This is a genomic window from Streptomyces sp. NPDC037271 (assembly GCF_055603605.1).
Genome location: NZ_JBVJVN010000002.1, coordinates 148,560 through 165,053 on the forward strand (window position 1 = coordinate 148,560; position 16,494 = coordinate 165,053).

The following is a 16,494-nucleotide window of genomic DNA, read 5'->3' on the forward strand; positions in this document are numbered from 1 at the left end:
ACTTCTTGAACGAATGAACGCCCAGATGCGCCAAGCGGCGCTCATTCGAGCAGTGACCTCCCCGTTTGAGTTCGATCGATGAACGATCAAGGTATGGCACTCAGTGCCACCCTTTGGAGAAGTGGAACCGCCCAAGATCCGCTCATCTGAGCAGCACCTCTATCAGAGGTGGCGAGAATCACGCTGCCACAGACCCCCGGATTTCACCATGCGGACGTCTGAACGGACCGCTTCCGGCGGACGTACGACAGTGCGGCGGACCCCGCCCCCTCGCCGGGTCCGCCGTCCACCGGGTTTCGTACGGAAGGACCTCCGGGTGCCTGTCATCACGCCTTTCCACCGGCCACCGGGGACCGCCGACGACCCCGGCAGCACACCCGGACCCGCCGGGCCCCCGTCCCTCGGGGCCCGCCTGCGCCACTGGCGTGCCTGGCGCACCCGCCACCCGCGCGCCGCCGCGGCGGTGCGCGGGACCACGACCGCCCTCGCCGCCGTTCTCGTGCTCGGCGCGCTGCTGCTGCCCGACAGCCTCGCCGCCCTGGAGCCGAACCGGTTCGCGCGGATCCCGGTGGAGGCGGTCGTCGCGGCGGTGCTGCTGCTCCGCCTGCCGCGCGTGCCCCGCCTGGTGCTGGCGGCGCTGTTCGGGGCCGGCCTGGGCGCGCTGACCGTGCTGAACCTGCTCGACATGGGTTTCACCGAGTACCTGGGGCGGGGCTTCGACGTCGTCCTGGACTGGGGCCTGCTGGACGACGCCCACTCGTACGTGGCGGACTCGATGGGCGAGGCGGCGGCGACCTGGGCGGCGGTGGGCGCGGTCGTGGGCGTCCTGCTCCTGCTGGTGCTCATGACGCTGGCGGCGGTCCGGCTCGGCGAGCTGCTCGCCGCGCACCGGGAACGGGCGGCCCGGGGCGCGCTGACGGCGGCCACCGTGTGGATGACCTGCGCGGCGCTGGGCGTGCAGACCTTCGGCGTGCCGGTCGCCACCAGGAACGCCTCCGCGGCCGTTCAAGAGCAGGCGCGCCGGGCGGTGGACACGCTGCGGGACGAGGCGGCGTTCGCGAAGGAGGCGGAGGCCGACCGCTTCGGCGCCACGCCCGGCGCGCAGCTGGTGCCGGACCTGCGCGGCAAGGACGTGATCTTCACGTTCATCGAGAGCTACGGCCGCACCGCCCTCGAGGACCCCGTCGTGGCACCGAGTGTCGGCCGGACGCTCGACACGGGTACGAAGGCTCTGGCCGGGGCGGGCTACCGGGCGCGGAGCGGCTGGCTGACGTCGGCGACGTACGGGGGCGGCAGCTGGCTCGGCCACTCCACGTTCATGTCGGGCCTGTGGGTCGACAACCAGCAGCGCTACCGCACCGTCACCGCCGGCGACCGCCTCACCCTCACCGAGGCGTTCCGGAAGACCGGCGCCTGGGACACGGTCGGCGTCATGCCTGGTGTGCGGAAGGCCTGGCCGGAGGCGGAGTGGTACGGGCTCGACAAGGTCTACGACGCGTTCGACGTCGGCTACGAGGGCCCGAGGTTCAGCTGGTCGACCATGCCGGACCAGTACGCGCTGGAGGCCTTCCAGCGCCTGGAGCACGGCAGGGAGCGCGACCGGCCGCTGATGGCGGAGATCATCCTGACCTCCAGCCACCAGCCCTGGGCACCGCTCCCGGAGCTGGTCGGCTGGGACGAGATCGGCGACGGCTCGGTGTTCGACGGCATCGAGGCGCGGGGCGTGCGGGCGTCCGACGTCATCGCCGACCCCGCCCGGTCGAAGGAGGAGTACGGCAGGTCGGTCGAGTACTCGCTCACCAGCCTCGTCCAGTGGCTGGAGCGCTACGGCACCGACGACACCGTCCTCGTCTTCCTCGGCGACCACCAGCCGCTCGCCCGCGTCAGCGGCAGCGGGGCGGGCCGGGACGTGCCCGTCTCGGTCGTCGCCAGGGACCCGGAGGTGCTCGACGCGATCGACGACTGGAACTGGACGGAGGGCCTCCAGCCCGCCCGGGACGCCCCGGTGTGGCGGATGGACTCCTTCCGCGACCGGTTCCTGACGGCGTACGGCTCCACCCCGCACCCCACCCGGGGCTGATCAGCCGCCGGAGGTGTCCAGCTCCGCGTCCTCGCCGACGCCCGCGCAGTCGTACGGGTCCTTCAGCCAGCCGTCCGGCAGGACCACCCGGTTGTTGCCGGAGGTACGGCCGCGGGGGCCGTCGGCGCCGGTGGGCCAGGGCTGGTCGAGGTCGAGCTCGTCGAGGCCGGCGCGCAGTGCCTCCAGGGAGGAGGTGATCGCGAGCCGCTTGCGCATCTCGGAGCCGACCGCGAAGCCCTTCAGGTACCAGGCGACGTGCTTGCGGAAGTCGATGACGCCGCGCGCCTCGTCGCCGATCCACTCCCCGAGCAGGGTGGCGTGCCGCACCATCACGTCGGCGACCTCGCGCAGGGTGGGCCGTACGTAGTCGCCGCGTCCCTCGAAGGCGGCCACCAGATCGGCGAACAGCCACGGCCGCCCCAGGCACCCGCGTCCGACCACGACACCGTCGCAGCCGGTCTCGCGCACCATGCGCAGCGCGTCCTCGGCGGACCAGATGTCCCCGTTGCCGAGGACGGGGATCTCCGGGACGTGCTCCTTCAGCCGGGCGATGGCGTCCCAGTCGGCGGTGCCGCCGTAGTGCTGGGCGGTGGTGCGGCCGTGCAGGGCGATGGCGCTCACGCCCTCCTCCACGGCGATCCGTCCGGCGTCGAGGAAGGTCAGGTGGTCGTCGTCGATGCCCTTGCGCATCTTCATGGTGACGGGCAGGTCCCCGGCGCCGGTGACGGCCTCGCGGACGATGGCCCGCAGCAGGTTCCGCTTGTACGGGAGGGCCGAGCCGCCGCCCTTGCGGGTCACCTTGGGCACGGGGCAGCCGAAGTTCAGGTCGATGTGGTCGGCGAGGTCCTCCTCCGCGATCATGCGGACGGCCTTGCCGACGGTCACCGGGTCGACGCCGTACAGCTGGATCGAGCGCGGCGTCTCGGTCGCGTCGAAGTGGATCAGCTGCATGGTCTTCTCGTTGCGCTCGACCAGCGCCCGGGTCGTGATCATCTCGCTCACGAACAGGCCCTTGCCGCCACTGAACTCCCTGCACAGGGTGCGGAACGGCGCGTTGGTGATCCCGGCCATCGGCGCCAGCACGACGGGCGGCGCGACGGTGTGCGGGCCGATCTGCAACGGCCGGGCGGTGGTGCTGGGGGCGGGCGTGGTGGGCGTGGACATCTCTCCATTGTCACGTACGCGGGACGGTGCTCGCCGCGCCCCGGCGCGGGGGCCACGTACGGCGCGGGGGCCACGTACGGCGCGAGGGCCACGTACAGGCCGTGGCCGACCGCACCGGGCCGGCAGCCACCGGGCACCGACCCGCCGTGCCCGGTGGGGAGCGGCCCGGTGCGGGCGGCCCGGTGGCGGTCGGCCCGGTCACCCCCGGGCGGGCAGCCGTTCCGCCACCTTCGGCCAGTACGTCACGACCGCCTCCTCCACCGCCGGCAGCGCCCGCTGCCCCGCCAGCGCCAGGACGATCGCCGCCGCCACGCCCGCCCAGGCCAGGGGCCCCAGCGGTGTGCAGCCGAAGAGCTGGCTGGCGCCCGGCGTCTGGACCAGGGCGACCAGGGCGGCGGCGGAGCCGAGGGAGGTGACCTGGACCAAGCGGCTGCCGCGGCGGTCGGCGAGGGTCTGGGCGAGCTGGGTGCCGACCACGGCGCACAGGGCCATCGTCGTGGAGCGGCGCCGCGTGCCCGGTGTGAAGCGGCCGAAGAGCCAGGCCGCGGTCGCGCCGAGGGCCGTGGTCATCGCCCGGTGCCGGATCTGGCGGATCAGGGGCTCGCCCAGCACCGCCGTGCCGAGCGGGGTGCCCGCGTCGTCCTCCTCCTGCTCGGGGTCGCCGGTCTCCGTGACCGCCACCGCCATCGCGGGGAACAGGTCCGTGAACAGGTTGACCAGCAGCATCTGACGGGTGGACAGCGGGGCGGAACCGCCCAGCACGGTGCCGAGGATGCCGAAGCCGACCTCGCCCGCGTTGCCGCCGATCAGGATGGCGATGGCGTCGGCGACGCTGTGCCACAGGGCACGGCCCTCCCGTACCGCCTCCACCAGGACCAGCAGGTCGTCACCCGTGACGACCAGGTCCGCGGCGTTGCGGGCGGCGGCCGAGCCGCGGGCGCTGATGCCGACGCCGATGTCGGCGGCGCGGATGGCGGCGGCGTCGTTGGCGCCGTCGCCGACCATGCCGACGACCCGCCCGGCGTCCCGCAGGGACTCGACGACCTGGAGTTTCTGCTCGGGCGCCACCCGGGCGACGACGTCCGCGTCGCGCAGCATCCGGGAGCGTGCCGTGCGGTCGGCGGCGGCGAGTTCGTCGCCGGTGACCACGACCGCGTCCTCGGGCCAGCCCAGGTCGACGGCGATGGCGTGGGCGGTCTGCGGATGGTCGCCGGTCAGCACGACGGGCCGTACGCCCGCCTCGCGCAGCCCGCGCACCAGCGCCGGGGACGTCTCGCGGGCCACGTCGGCCAGCCCGAGCATCCCCGTGAACTCCAGCTTCTCCGGCTCCTGTTCGAGGACGTCGGCGGCCTTCTCCCCCTTGCGCAGGGGCCGGCTGGCCACGGCGATGATGCGCAGTCCGTCACGGGCCAGGCCGTGCGCCACCTCGGTGGCGTGCGAGGGCAGGTCGGCGCAGGCGGGCAGCACGGTCTCCGGGGCGCCCTTGACGACCAGCACCGGCGCGCCGTCGCCGGCCCGTCCGACGGCGGCGGCGTAGCCGCGCGAGGTCTCGAAGGGCAGGCCCTCCTCCTGCGTCCATTCCGGGTCCGGACCGGCGGCGTCGAGTACGGCCTCGTCGGTGGCGTGGGTGGGGCGGGCGCCGTCGCCGTTGAGGCGGGGGCAGGCGCGCGCGGCGATCCGTACGGCGTCGGCGGCGTCCGGGTCGCCGGCCTTGCGGACCGTGCCGTCGGCGCCGGCGACCCGGGTCAGCCGCAGCTTGTTCTCGGTGAGCGTGCCCGTCTTGTCGAAGCAGATGGTGTCCATGCGGCCCAGCGCCTCCAGGGTGCGCGGGGTGCGCACGAGGACACCGTGCCGGCTGAGCCGGCGGGCCGCCGCCAGCTGCGCCACCGTCGCCACCAGCGGCAGCCCCTCGGGCACGGCGGCCACCGCCACCGACACGCCACCCGCGACGGCCTGCCGGATCGGCGTCCCCCGCAGCAGTGAGAGCCCCGTCACCGCGGCCCCGCCGGCGAGGGTGAGCGGGAGCGCCTTGCGGGTGAGTTCCTGGAGCCTGGCCTGCACTCCGGCCGCCGAGGGCGTACGGGCGGCCAGCGAGACCGCCCGGGCGGCCTCGGTGTGCTCGCCGGTGTCCACGACGACGGCCTGGGCGCGGCCGGCCACCACGGTCGTGCCCTCGAAGACCATGCAGTGCCGCTCGGCGACGGGCGCGTTCGTCACCGGGTCCACGCACTTGTCCACCGGCAGCGACTCACCGGTCAGCGCGGACTCGTCGACCTCCAGGCCGTCCTCCCACAGCAGCCGGGCGTCGGCGGGCACGACGTCGTCGGCCTTGAGGTCGACGATGTGGCCCGGGTGGAGCTTGGTGGCGTCCACGACGCGGGGCTCGGCCGACGGGTCGTGCGTCTCCTCCTCGGCGACCCGCGCCTTCTGCTTCTGCTGCGCGAGCAGCCCGGACAGAGCCCGCTCGGCCCGCAGCCGCTGGAAGCCGCCGACCAGCGCGTTCAGGTCGAGCGCGCCGACGACGAGCAGCGCGTCCATGACGGAGCCGAGGATCGCCTCGGCCGCCGAGCCGACCGCCAGCACCGGGGTGAGCGGATCGTCCAGCTCGCCCCGCACGGCCTGCCCCAGCTGCCACGTCCACTTCACCGGCGCGAGCACGGGGACGCGGCCCGCCCGGTCGGCCGCCGCCTTCGTCCGCGCCGTCAGCTGTTCGGCGAGGGACGGCTCCGGTTCCTTCTCCCGCGCCAGGCGCTCCCGTACGCCCGTGGGGTCCAGCGTGTGCCACGCCACCCGTGCCCGGGGGTGCGGGGCGCGGGCCATCGCCACGGTGAGCGCGGCGCGCGTCCCGGACAGCAGGGCCGCCGCCGCGCTCACGTCGACGGGCGCGTGCCGCAGTCCGGGCAGCGCCGAAGCGCCGCCCCCGCTCCCCTTCTTGCCCTTGGTGCGCGCCTCGCCGACCGCCACCAGCAGTCCGGACAGCGCGGCACCGGACCGGGCCAGCGTCTGCGACCGGCGCCCGATCGCGCGGGCGGCGGGCACCGCCCGCAGCAGCCGCCACACGTCGGCGAGTCCTTGCGGGGCGATCACGTCCGCGCCCCATGCCACGGGGGCGTCCTCGTCGGCCAGCGCGACGGCCACGTCCCCGCCGAGCAGCCCGGCCAGCAGCGCATCCTCGTCGCCGGGCCGGGGCCGTACGACGGTGATGACGCCGCCCTCGGCGCGCAGTTCGTCCACGACCTGCCGCAGCGGCCGCGTCCCGCTGACCACCTGGTCCGCGAGGCCGGTGAAGTCGGCCAGCGCCGGGTCCTCCACCATCACGACGCGCAGTCCGGCGCGCCGCGCGGCGTCCAGGACGTCCTCGGTCCACGGGTCCGCGCCCGCGTCCGGCGCCCGCAGCGCGCTCGGGTGCAGGACGACCGTGGCGGCCATCTCCAGCTGCCGCAGCCGTTCGGGGTCGCGCACGAGGACACCGGTACGCGACAGCGCGGCGCTCAGTACGGCGTGGAAGGCGGCGGGCCCGTAGCGCGCGGCCTTGGGCGAGCCGGCCAGCACCGCCTCGGCGGCCTCGGCCACGTCGTGCTTGACCAGCAGGGTCGCCACCGCGCCCGCCACGCTGCCGGTGGAGGCGTGGGCGGCGTAGTTCTGCGCCGGGGAGGACCGCAGCGGCGGTCGCAGGGCGGGGTCGGCGGGCAGGCTGCCCCGGTCCGGCAGGCACAGCCGGTCGTGCACGACCTCGAAGGTCGCCGTCCGGGTCACCGCCTCCGTGAGCTGGCAGGCGCGCAGCGCGCCGTCGAGCACCAGTGAGGTGTAGCTCTGGCCGGCGCCGTGGACGGCCGCGTTGGCGGCGGCCAGCGCGACGTCCATGCGGTGGTCGCCGAGCCGTTCGCGCAGCCACGCGCGGAAGGTCGGGTTCTCGCGCAGCAGCGTCGCGACGGCCGTCACCAGGCGGGGCGAGGGCGGCAGCCGCAGGCGGGCGCCGGTCACGGCGGCGGCGATGCCCAGGACGTCGGCGCCGAGGGCGGTGGCCGCGACGCGCACCGAGGCCGGGTCGCCGGGGTGGGCGAGCTCCTCCACCGGATCTCCCGGGCCCCGTTGCTCCGCCCGGGTCAGTCCGTGCTCCTCGGCGAGTTCGGCGGCCCGGTCCACGACCCGGTCGGTCAGCGCCTCCTCGGTGGCGGTCACGACGAGCCGGGCGAGGCCGGTGTCCCAGTAGGCGAGCACCACGTCCGGGTGCTCGGCCAGGGCTGCCGCCACCCGCCGCGCGACGCGTTCGGTGCCGCCCGCCCGGCGCACCTTCTCGGTCGCGGCCGGCCGGAGCGCGAGGTGTGCCCGGTGTCCGCCCCGCCAGTCCGGGGTGCCGCCCGGCAGTGCGGCGCGGGCGACCCGTGCCGCGCGCGCGGCGAAGTCGGCGCCGCGCACACCGGCCCGTGCGGTGCCCGCCACGGCGCCGGCCGCGGCGCCCACCGCGGGTGCGGTGCCGCGGGCCAGCAGCCGGGGCCCGGCCAGGACGAATCCGGTGACGGCGCCCTGGGAACGCGTCAGAAGTCCACCGACCATCGTTGTCCCTCAGCCCGCCTTCCGCGTGGACGTGGTCGTCTTCCGGCTCCGGCCGCCCGAGGCACCGGCGGGCCGGCCGGCGGACGCCTTGGCCTTGGAGGTGGCGCGCGAGGCGGAGGTGCTGCGGGAAGCACCGGCCGTCGTCTTCTTGGCCGTGCCCTTCTTCGCGGGGCTCGTGGCGGCGGTGCTCTTCCTGGCGGGCCGCGTGGCGGCGGTGCCCTTCTTCGCCGCGCTGCTCGCCCTCTTCGCCGCGCTGCCCGTCTTCTTCGCGGCGCTCGTCCCGGCGCTGCCCGTCTTCTTCGCGGCGCTCGTCCCGGCGGTGCCCGCCTTCTTCGCGGCGCTCGTCCCGGTGGTGGTCCTGGCCGCCGGGCTCTTCCTGGCGGCGGCCTGCGTGCCCGCGGTCTTCCTGGCGGTGCTGCGCCGCGCGGAGCTCTTGTCCGCCGTACGGGACGCGGCCGTACCGGACTTCCCCGCTCCGCCGTCCCCGCCGGAGGTCTCCGCCCCGTTCTGCAGCACCCGCGCGGCCTCCGCCTCCGGCGACTTCTGCGGCCGCGGCCGCGTCAGCCACGCCACCGCCGCCCCGGTGGCCGCCACCGGCCACTCGACCAGCCCGGCGATGCCCAGCACCCCGGCCCCCGTGTACACGACCGCGCGCCGCCCGCGCGGCGACACGGCCCCGATCCTGTCCAGCGCGCCCTCGGCGGCCCTGCCGACCGTCCCGGCGCCCGGCACCTTCCGCAGCGCCGACGCGGCCGCGTGCAACGGCCTCGGGAGCGTCTGCGCCGATTTCTGCTCAGCCATGACTGTTCGTCCTCGCCCTGTGCAAGCTCGTGCAAGCTGTGGAAACCCTGGGAACATCACCTTCCGCATTTATCCGGGTTCCCGCACTTCGGGCACTCATCCCGACGATGTCGGCGCGCGCTCCGGAAAGGCCGCTGAGCGCTATCGCGCCGTGAACGCCAGCTTCGCCCCCAGCGCCACGAACGACCCCGCGAAGCTCCGCCGCAGCCACGCCATCACCCTCGGCCTGGAGATGACGTGGCTGCGCACGGACGCGGCCAGGACCCCGTACCCGGCGAACACGACGAACGTCACCAGCATGAACACGCCGCCGAGCAGCAGCATGCGCGGCAGGGCGCCGGCCTGGCCCGGGTCCACGAACTGCGGCAGGAAGGCGAAGAAGAACAGGGTCAGTTTCGGGTTGAGGATGTTGATCAGCACACCTCGCAGGATCACCCGCCCGGCCGGAACGGGCCCGGCCCGGTCCCCGGCCACCACGAGCGCCTCCTTGTCCCGGAGGGTGGCCCACGCCATGTACAGCAGGTAGGCCACACCGGCGTACTTGAGGACCTGGAAGGCGGTGGCGCTGGCGTGCAGCACCGCCGCGACCCCGGTGACGGTGGCCAGCAGGTGCGGCACGATGCCGAGCGCGCACCCGAGGGCGGCGACGACGCTCGCGCGGCGTCCGCGCGAGAGGGCGGCGGCGAGGGTGTAGACGACTCCGGTGCCGGGGGTGGCGACGACCACGAGGGTGGTCAGCAGGAACGCGATGCTCATGGCCACCACCCTGGCGCCGGGACGGCCCGCCCCACAGGGCCAATCAGTCACCGCCGTAGGGGACCACTACCGAAAAACGCCCGCCCTCCACCCGACCGAGTCGGATGGAGGGCGGGCGAAGGCCGGGGGCCCAGGAGGCGGAACAACCCCCTGGTGCGCCGACGTCGGCGAAGGTCAGCAGCCGGCCAGGCGGGAGGCCAGGTACCCCTCGATCTGGTCCAGCGACACGCGCTCCTGCTTCATCGTGTCCCGCTCGCGCACCGTCACGGCGTTGTCCTCGAGCGTGTCGAAGTCGACGGTCACGCAGAACGGCGTGCCGATCTCGTCCTGACGACGGTAGCGGCGGCCGATCGCGCCGGCGTCGTCGAAGTCGATGTTCCAGTTCTGCCGCAGCGCCTGGGCGAGGCCCTTGGCCTTGGGCGACAGCTCCGGGTTGCGGGACAGCGGCAGCACCGCGACCTTCACCGGCGCCAGGCGCGGGTCGAGGCGCAGCACCGTGCGCTTCTCCATCTTGCCCTTGGCGTTGGGCGCCTCGTCCTCGATGTACGCGTCGAGCAGGAAGGCGAGCATCGCCCGTCCGACACCGGCCGCCGGCTCGATGACGTACGGCGTCCAGCGCTCGCCGGCCTCCTGGTCGTAGTAGGCGAGGTCCTGGCCGGAGGCCTTGGCGTGCGAGGAGAGGTCGTAGTCCGTCCGGTTGGCGACACCCTCCAGCTCGCCCCACTCGCTGCCGCCGAACTGGAAGCGGTACTCGATGTCGGCGGTGCGCTTGGAGTAGTGGGAGAGCTTCTCCGCCGGGTGCTCGAACCAGCGCATGTTCTCCTCACGCATGCCGAGGCCGGTGTACCAGTTCCAGCGCTGCTCCATCCAGTACTCCTGCCACTTCTCGTCCTCGCCCGGCTTGACGAAGAACTCCATCTCCATCTGCTCGAACTCGCGGGTGCGGAAGATGAAGTTGCCGGGCGTGATCTCGTTGCGGAAGGACTTGCCCATCTGGGCGATACCGAACGGCGGCTTGCGGCGGGAAGTGGTCTGCACCTGGGCGAAGTTGGTGAAGATGCCCTGCGCGGTCTCGGGCCGCAGGTAGGCGACGGAGCCGCTGTCCTGGGTCGGGCCGAGGTGGGTGGAGAGCAGACCGGAGAACTGCTTGGGCTCGGTGAAGGTGCCCTTGTTGCCGCAGTTGGGGCAGTTGAGGTCCGCGAGGCCGTTCTCCGGGGCGCGGCCCTTCTTCTCCTCGTAGGCCTCTTCCAGGTGGTCCGCGCGGAACCGCTTGTGGCAGGAGGTGCACTCGGTCAGCGGGTCCGTGAAGGTGGCGACGTGGCCGGAGGCGACCCAGACGTCGGGGGCCAGGATCACGGACGAGTCGAGACCGACGACGTCCTCGCGCGAGGTGACCATGTACCGCCACCACTGGCGCTTCAGGTTCTCCTTGAGCTCGACACCCAGCGGTCCGTAGTCCCAGGCGGCCTTCTGACCGCCGTAGATCTCACTGCACGGGAATACGAAGCCACGGCGCTTGCTCAGGCTGACGATGGTGTCGATCTTGTCGGCGGCCACGGTGCTCTCTTCATTACGACGACGGGCGACGAAGCGAGATGCTTCCAGAGAATGCCTCAGGTTACCGGCGCGGACTGCCCCCCGGCCAAATCGGGGGCCCACCTGGCCTCCGCCCGGCGTACCGGACCGTTTGTTGACAACCGTTTCCATATTTGTTGAAAATGAATGCCATGAACGTACGACGACGACACATATCCGGCATAGCAGTCACCGCGGCCGCCGCGCTCGGCCTCGGCACCCTCTCCGCCTGCTCCAGCGACAGCACGGCGGCGGGCAACACGGACAAGTTCGACGTCGTCGCGTCGTTCTACCCCATGGCGTTCCTCGCCGAGCAGATAGGCGGCGAGCACGTCAACGTCAGCAGTCTGACCCAGCCCGGCCAGGAGCCGCACGACCTGGAGCTCAGCACCAAGCAGCGCGCGCAGCTGGAGGAGACCGACGCCGCGCTCTTCCTCAAGGGCCTCCAGCCCGCCGTCGACGAGGCCATCGGCCAGTCCGGCGTCAAGACGAAGATCGACGCGGCCACGCTGACCTCCCTGGAGGAGCACGGCACCGAGGCCGGCGGCCACGCGGCCGAGGAGGGCCACGCCGAGGAGGGCCACGCCGAAGAAGGCCACGCCGAGGAAGAGCACGCCGGGGAGGGCCACGCCGAGGAAGAGCACACCGAGGAAGAGCACGGCCACGACCACAGCCACGAGGCCGGCGGCAAGGATCCCCACATCTGGCTCGACCCGGTCAAGTACGCCGAGGTCGCCGAGGGCGTCGGCAAGGCCTTCGAGAAGGCCGACCCCGACCACGCCGCCGACTACAAGAAGAACACCCAGGCCCTGGTCGGGAAGCTCGGCGAGCTGAACACGAAGTTCGAGACCGGCCTGAAGGACACGAAGACCAAGGTCTTCATCACCACGCACTCCGCCTTCGGCTACCTCGCCGAGCGCTACGGCCTCACCGAGGAGTCCATCAGCGGCCTCAGCCCCGAGTCCGAGCCCAGCGCCGCCCGGGTCAAGGAGCTTGAGAGGATGGCCAAGGCCGACGGCGTCTCCACGATCTTCTACGAGACGCTCGTCAGCGACAAGACCGCGAAGACGGTCGCCAAGGACGCGAACCTCAAGACGGACGTCCTCGACCCGCTCGAGGGCATCACCGACAAGTCCCGCGGCGACGACTACTTCCAGGTCATGGAAGCCAATCTCAAGGCCCTGCGGACGGCCCTGGGAGCCAAATGATCGACCCATCGGAGGGCGGCATGAGCGAGCCCGTCATATCCCTGCGCGGCGTCCGCGCCGAACTCGGCTCACGCCCCGTCCTGCGCGGCATCGACCTCACCGTGGGCCGCGGCGAGGTCGTGGCCCTGCTCGGCGCCAACGGCTCGGGCAAGTCCACCGCCGTGCGCACCGTCATCGGCCAGGTGCCGGTCACGGCCGGGGAGATCGAACTGTTCGGCACCCCGCGCCGCCGCTTCCGCGACTGGGCGCGCGTGGGCTACGTCCCGCAGCGCACCACGGCCGCGGGCGGCGTCCCCGCGACGGTGACCGAGGTCGTCTCCTCCGGCCGCCTCTCCCGGGCCCGCTTCGGCATCCTGCGCAAGGCCGACCACGAGGCCGTACGCCGGGCCATCGACCTGGTCGGCATGGCGGACCGGGCCAAGGACTCCGTGGACGCCCTCTCCGGCGGCCAGCACCAGCGCGTGCTGATCGCCCGCGCGCTCGCCTCCGAACCCGAGCTGCTGATCATGGACGAGCCGATGGCGGGCGTCGACCTGGCCAGCCAGGAGGTCCTCGCCGCCACCCTGCGCGAGCAGGTCGCGGCCGGCTCCACCGTCCTGCTCGTCCTGCACGAGCTGGGCCCCCTGGAGCCCCTGATCGACCGGGCCGTGGTGCTCCGCGACGGCTGCGTCCTGCACGACGGCCCGCCCCCCAAGGCGGTCGGCCAGCACGCGCTGCCCGGCCACGACCACGTACACCCGCACGCGGCGGCCGGCGCCGAACCGATCCGCACCGGACTGCTGAGCTGAGAAGGCCCCCCATGGAATTCCTGAACTACGCCTTCATGCAGCGGGCGCTGCTGGCCGCCGTCCTGGTCGGCATCACCGCCCCCGCCGTCGGCATCTACCTGGTCCAGCGCCGCCAGGCCCTCATGGGCGACGGCATCGGCCACGTGGCGATGACCGGCGTCGGCCTCGGCTTCCTGCTCACCTGGTCCCCGGTGTGGATGGCCACCCTGGTCGCCGTGCTCGGCGCGGTCCTCATGGAGCTGATCCGCTGGTACGGCAGGACCCGCGGCGACATCGCCCTCGCCATGCTCTTCTACGGCGGCATGGCCGGCGGCGTGATGTTCATCAACCTCGCGCCGACGGGCTCCAACGCCAACCTCAACTCGTACCTCTTCGGCTCCCTGTCGACGGTGAGCGAGTCCGACGTCACGGCGATCTGCGTGCTGGCCGCCTTCGTGGTCCTGGTCACCCTGGGCCTGCGCCGCCAGCTGTTCGCGGTCAGCCAGGACGAGGAGTTCGCCCGGGTCACCGGTCTGCCGGTGCGCGCGCTGAACCTGCTGACCGCCGTCACGGCGGCGGTGACGGTGACCGTCGCGATGCGCGTCGTCGGACTGCTGCTGGTGTCGGCGCTGATGGTGGTCCCGGTGGCCGCCGCGCAGCAGCTCACCCGCAGCTTCGCCGCCACCTTCGCGATCGCCGTCGCCATCGGCGTCAGCGTGACGATCGGCGGCACGGTCACGTCGTACTACCAGGACGTGCCGCCCGGCGCGACCATCGTGCTGCTCACCATCGGCGCGTTCGTGCTGCTCACCGCGTTGGCGGCGCCACTGGCCCGGCGACGCGCGCGGGCGGCCACCGCGGCGCGGGCCGCCGCGGATCCGACGGAGTGCACGATTCCGGCCACCCGGGGGGCCACGGACGAGGTCGGCGTCTGACCGCCGGCCTGCCGGGCTGGCACAATGGCCCGGCAAGCCGCAGACCGCAGACGTGAGGAGGGATCCCGGTGACGACCGCTGGACCGCCCGTGAAGGGCCGTGCCACCCGGCAGCGGGCCGCCGTGTCGGCGGCCCTCCAGGAGGTCGAGGAGTTCCGCAGCGCGCAGGAGCTCCACGACATGCTCAAGCACAAGGGTGACTCGGTCGGGCTCACCACGGTCTACCGCACCCTGCAGTCCCTCGCCGACGCCGGCGAGGTCGACGTCCTGCGCACCGCCGACGGCGAGTCCGTCTACCGCCGCTGCTCCACCGACGACCACCACCACCACCTGGTCTGCCGCACCTGCGGCAAGGCGGTCGAGGTCGAGGGCCCCGCGGTCGAGAAGTGGGCGGAGGCCATCGCCGCCGAGCACGGCTACGTCAACGTCGCGCACACCGTGGAGATCTTCGGCACCTGCGCGGACTGCGCGAACGCCTCCGGCGGCTGAGCCGTGGGGGCCGGGGCTTCGCCCCGGGCCCCTGTCGTCGGCCTGAACGGCCTCGCCCTCAAACTCCCCCAGAGGGGGCACCCCCGTACGGGCCGGCTTTCCCCTCCATGGCCAGGAGCTCCTCGTTGGGAATCGCGCCGCCGAAGCGGCGGTCCCGGGAGGCGAACTCCAGGCACGCGCGCCACAGGTCGCGCCGGTCGAAGTCGGGCCACAGCACGTCCTGGAACACCATCTCGGCGTACGCGCTCTGCCAGAGCAGGTAGTTGGACGTCCGCTGCTCCCCGCTCGGCCGCAGGAACAGGTCCACGTCCGGCATGTCCGGGTAGTACAGGTACTTGGCGAGCGTCTTCTCGTTCACCTTCGACGGGTCGAGCCGCCCGGCCCGCACGTCCTCGGCGAGGGCCTGCGCGGCGTCGGCGATCTCGGCGCGTCCGCCGTAGTTCATGCAGAAGTACAGGGTGAGCCTGTCGTTGTCCTTGGTCTGCTCCTGGGCGACCTGGAGCTCCTTGGCGACCGACTTCCACAGCTTGGGCATCCGCCCCACCCAGCGCACGCGGACCCCCAGCTCGTCGAGCTGGTCGCGGGTCTTGCGGATGAAGTCCCGGTTGAAGTTCATCAGGAAGCGCACCTCGTCCGGCGACCGCTTCCAGTTCTCCGTGGAGAAGGCGTACAGGGAGATGTTCTCCACGCCGATCTCGATCGCGCCCTGGAGCACGTCCAGCACCCGCTCGGCCCCGACCTTGTGCCCCTCGGTGCGCGGCAGGCCGCGCTCCTTGGCCCAGCGCCCGTTGCCGTCCATGACGATCGCCACATGCTCGGGCACCAGCTCGCCGAGCCTCGGGGGCCGCGCGCCGGACGGGTGCGGCTCCGGCGTCCTGTACTCCCGGCGCTGACGCCCCAGGAACCCGCGTACGGCCATGTGTCTCTCGTCTCCTTCAGGATTTTTCGACGTATCGCAGGGAGCGCAGGCCGCGCTCCAGGTGCCAGTGCAGGTAGGCGGACACCAGCCCGCTCCCCTCCCGGACGTACCGCGGCTCGCACGCGTCCGCGGTCCCCCAGTCTCCCGTGAGCAGCGCTCCGAGCAGTTCCAGGGCCTGGGGCGAGGGTACGACGCTGCCGGGCACCCGGCAGTCGCCGCAGACGGAGCCGCCCGAGCCGACCGAGAAGAACCGGTTCGGACCGGGCATACCGCACTTCGCGCAGTCCCCGAACGTGGGCGCGTACCCGTTCACGGCGAGGGAGCGCAGCAGGAACGCGTCCAGCACGAGGTTCGGCGCGTGCTCGCCCCGGGCGAGGGTGCGCAGCGCGCCGACCAGCAGCAGGTACTGCTGGACCGCCGGCTCGCCCTCGTGGTCGGTGAACCGCTCGGCCGTCTCCAGCATGGCCGTCCCGGCGGTGTACCGCGCGTAGTCGGTGACGATCCCGCCGCCGTACGGCGCGATGGTCTCGCTCTGCGTGCACAGCGGCAGCCCGCGCCCGACCAGCTCGCTCCCCTTGGAGAAGAACTGCACGTCCACGTGCGAGAACGGCTCCAGCCGCGCCCCGAACTTCGACTTCGTCCGCCGCACCCCACGGGCCACGGCGCGTACGCGTCCGTGACCGCGCGTGAGCAACGTGATGATCCTGTCCGCCTCGCCCAGCTTCTGGGTGCGCAGCACGATGCCGTCGTCGCGGAACAGACTCATGGCGTCCATTGTCCCGCATTGCCTCAGGGCACCTCGCCACGGCTCCGGGCGTTGGTGTACGCCGTCGCCGCGCTGAGCCGCTCGGACGGCGTGGCGTGGCGCACGTCCCCCGGCGCGGCGTCCCACTCCCGCCCCCCGCCGTACGGCCGCATCTGCACGTACGGCCCCTCATGCCCCATGACGACGCCGACCCGCCCACTCCGGGTGTCGACGGCATAGGACCCGATCGGCGGCATCATCATCGCAGCACCGCCGCGAGTCGCAGCGCGGTCTCGACGGAACACCTGCCCAATTCGATGAGCGGACAGGGGGCCTCCCGCGCAAGACTCACCGGGTCGAGCCCGAGTGACGGCAGAGTAATTCCTGCCTCAGTGAGCGCTGCGCGCAATTCTTTCACCGCTACCTCCGCTTCTTCGGCGCAGAGCGCCGAGTGTCGTGCCTCCACCCTGTTCCCCTTCACTTTGCGGTTTCACTCTTC

14 protein-coding genes are annotated in these 16,494 nt (G+C 73.1%); 5 read left to right on the forward strand and 9 right to left on the reverse strand.

Features of this window, described 5'->3' with window-relative positions:
- The first annotated feature begins 316 nt into the window (after positions 1–316).
- The gene (locus tag ACZ7G3_RS05395; protein WP_470923365.1) at positions 317–2,080 is read left to right on the forward strand and encodes an alkaline phosphatase family protein; all 1,764 of its coding nucleotides are present in this window, start codon (positions 317–319) and stop codon (positions 2,078–2,080) included.
- Here ACZ7G3_RS05395 and dusB read toward each other — a convergent pair whose 3' ends face one another.
- From dusB to ACZ7G3_RS05420, 5 genes are all read right to left on the reverse strand, one after another.
- The gene (dusB, locus tag ACZ7G3_RS05400) at positions 2,081–3,244 is read right to left on the reverse strand and encodes a tRNA dihydrouridine synthase DusB (RefSeq protein ID WP_470923367.1); all 1,164 of its coding nucleotides are present in this window, start codon (positions 3,242–3,244) and stop codon (positions 2,081–2,083) included.
- A gap of 198 nt (positions 3,245–3,442) precedes the next feature.
- Complete coding sequence (locus ACZ7G3_RS05405; RefSeq protein ID WP_470923369.1) at positions 3,443–7,801, reverse strand: cation-translocating P-type ATPase; 4,359 nt, start codon at positions 7,799–7,801, stop codon at positions 3,443–3,445.
- Positions 7,802–7,810: 9 nt separating this feature from the next.
- Positions 7,811–8,602, reverse strand: coding sequence for a hypothetical protein (locus ACZ7G3_RS05410; protein WP_470923371.1), 792 nt, complete (start codon positions 8,600–8,602; stop codon positions 7,811–7,813).
- Positions 8,603–8,743: 141 nt separating this feature from the next.
- A complete protein-coding gene (locus ACZ7G3_RS05415; RefSeq protein ID WP_426598718.1) occupies positions 8,744–9,358 on the reverse strand; it encodes a LysE family translocator in 615 nt (204 codons plus the stop codon).
- A 174-nt stretch (positions 9,359–9,532) separates the two neighbouring features.
- Positions 9,533–10,915, reverse strand: coding sequence for a glycine--tRNA ligase (locus ACZ7G3_RS05420; protein WP_426598717.1), 1,383 nt, complete (start codon positions 10,913–10,915; stop codon positions 9,533–9,535).
- Between the two features lie 170 nt (positions 10,916–11,085).
- Here ACZ7G3_RS05420 and ACZ7G3_RS05425 point away from each other — a divergent pair, with 170 nt between their 5' ends.
- From ACZ7G3_RS05425 to ACZ7G3_RS05440, 4 genes are all read left to right on the forward strand, one after another.
- On the forward strand, positions 11,086–12,141 hold the full coding sequence (locus ACZ7G3_RS05425; protein WP_470923374.1) for a metal ABC transporter substrate-binding protein: 1,056 nt from the start codon (positions 11,086–11,088) through the stop codon (positions 12,139–12,141).
- Between the two features lie 20 nt (positions 12,142–12,161).
- A complete protein-coding gene (locus ACZ7G3_RS05430; RefSeq protein WP_426598715.1) occupies positions 12,162–12,929 on the forward strand; it encodes a metal ABC transporter ATP-binding protein in 768 nt (255 codons plus the stop codon).
- 11 nt (positions 12,930–12,940) lie between these two features.
- The gene (locus ACZ7G3_RS05435) at positions 12,941–13,843 is read left to right on the forward strand and encodes a metal ABC transporter permease (RefSeq protein WP_426598714.1); all 903 of its coding nucleotides are present in this window, start codon (positions 12,941–12,943) and stop codon (positions 13,841–13,843) included.
- A 68-nt stretch (positions 13,844–13,911) separates the two neighbouring features.
- A complete protein-coding gene (locus tag ACZ7G3_RS05440; protein WP_055416814.1) occupies positions 13,912–14,331 on the forward strand; it encodes a Fur family transcriptional regulator in 420 nt (139 codons plus the stop codon).
- A 58-nt stretch (positions 14,332–14,389) separates the two neighbouring features.
- Here ACZ7G3_RS05440 and ACZ7G3_RS05445 read toward each other — a convergent pair whose 3' ends face one another.
- The 4 genes from ACZ7G3_RS05445 to ACZ7G3_RS05460 are packed head-to-tail and all read right to left on the reverse strand — an operon-like array spanning position 14,390 to position 16,461.
- Positions 14,390–15,250: an isoprenyl transferase gene (locus ACZ7G3_RS05445; protein WP_470923376.1), complete on the reverse strand. Its 861-nt coding sequence runs from the start codon at positions 15,248–15,250 to the stop codon at positions 14,390–14,392.
- Positions 15,251–15,266: 16 nt separating this feature from the next.
- Positions 15,267–16,016: a DNA repair protein RecO gene (recO, locus tag ACZ7G3_RS05450; RefSeq protein ID WP_470923377.1), complete on the reverse strand. Its 750-nt coding sequence runs from the start codon at positions 16,014–16,016 to the stop codon at positions 15,267–15,269.
- Positions 16,017–16,039: 23 nt separating this feature from the next.
- Entirely contained in the window at positions 16,040–16,255 is a 216-nt protein-coding gene (locus tag ACZ7G3_RS05455; RefSeq protein WP_426598829.1) for a hypothetical protein, read from the reverse strand.
- Positions 16,255–16,461, reverse strand: a complete 207-nt coding sequence (locus tag ACZ7G3_RS05460) for a hypothetical protein (protein ID WP_426519720.1) — start codon at positions 16,459–16,461, stop codon at positions 16,255–16,257. Before ACZ7G3_RS05460 ends, ACZ7G3_RS05455 begins: the two co-directional genes overlap by 1 nt.
- Positions 16,462–16,494 lie beyond the last annotated feature (33 nt).

Coding starts and splice junctions, on each gene's coding strand:
- ACZ7G3_RS05425 (WP_470923374.1), top strand. CDS start 11,086: ATGAACGTACGACGACGACACATATCCGGCATAGCAGTCACCGCGGCC.
- recO (WP_470923377.1), bottom strand. CDS start 16,016: ATGAGTCTGTTCCGCGACGACGGCATCGTGCTGCGCACCCAGAAGCTG.
- ACZ7G3_RS05445 (WP_470923376.1), bottom strand. CDS start 15,250: ATGGCCGTACGCGGGTTCCTGGGGCGTCAGCGCCGGGAGTACAGGACG.
- ACZ7G3_RS05435 (WP_426598714.1), top strand. CDS start 12,941: ATGGAATTCCTGAACTACGCCTTCATGCAGCGGGCGCTGCTGGCCGCC.
- dusB (WP_470923367.1), bottom strand. CDS start 3,244: ATGTCCACGCCCACCACGCCCGCCCCCAGCACCACCGCCCGGCCGTTG.
- ACZ7G3_RS05405 (WP_470923369.1), bottom strand. CDS start 7,801: ATGGTCGGTGGACTTCTGACGCGTTCCCAGGGCGCCGTCACCGGATTC.
- ACZ7G3_RS05415 (WP_426598718.1), bottom strand. CDS start 9,358: ATGAGCATCGCGTTCCTGCTGACCACCCTCGTGGTCGTCGCCACCCCC.
- ACZ7G3_RS05430 (WP_426598715.1), top strand. CDS start 12,162: ATGAGCGAGCCCGTCATATCCCTGCGCGGCGTCCGCGCCGAACTCGGC.
- ACZ7G3_RS05455 (WP_426598829.1), bottom strand. CDS start 16,255: ATGATGCCGCCGATCGGGTCCTATGCCGTCGACACCCGGAGTGGGCGG.
- ACZ7G3_RS05410 (WP_470923371.1), bottom strand. CDS start 8,602: ATGGCTGAGCAGAAATCGGCGCAGACGCTCCCGAGGCCGTTGCACGCG.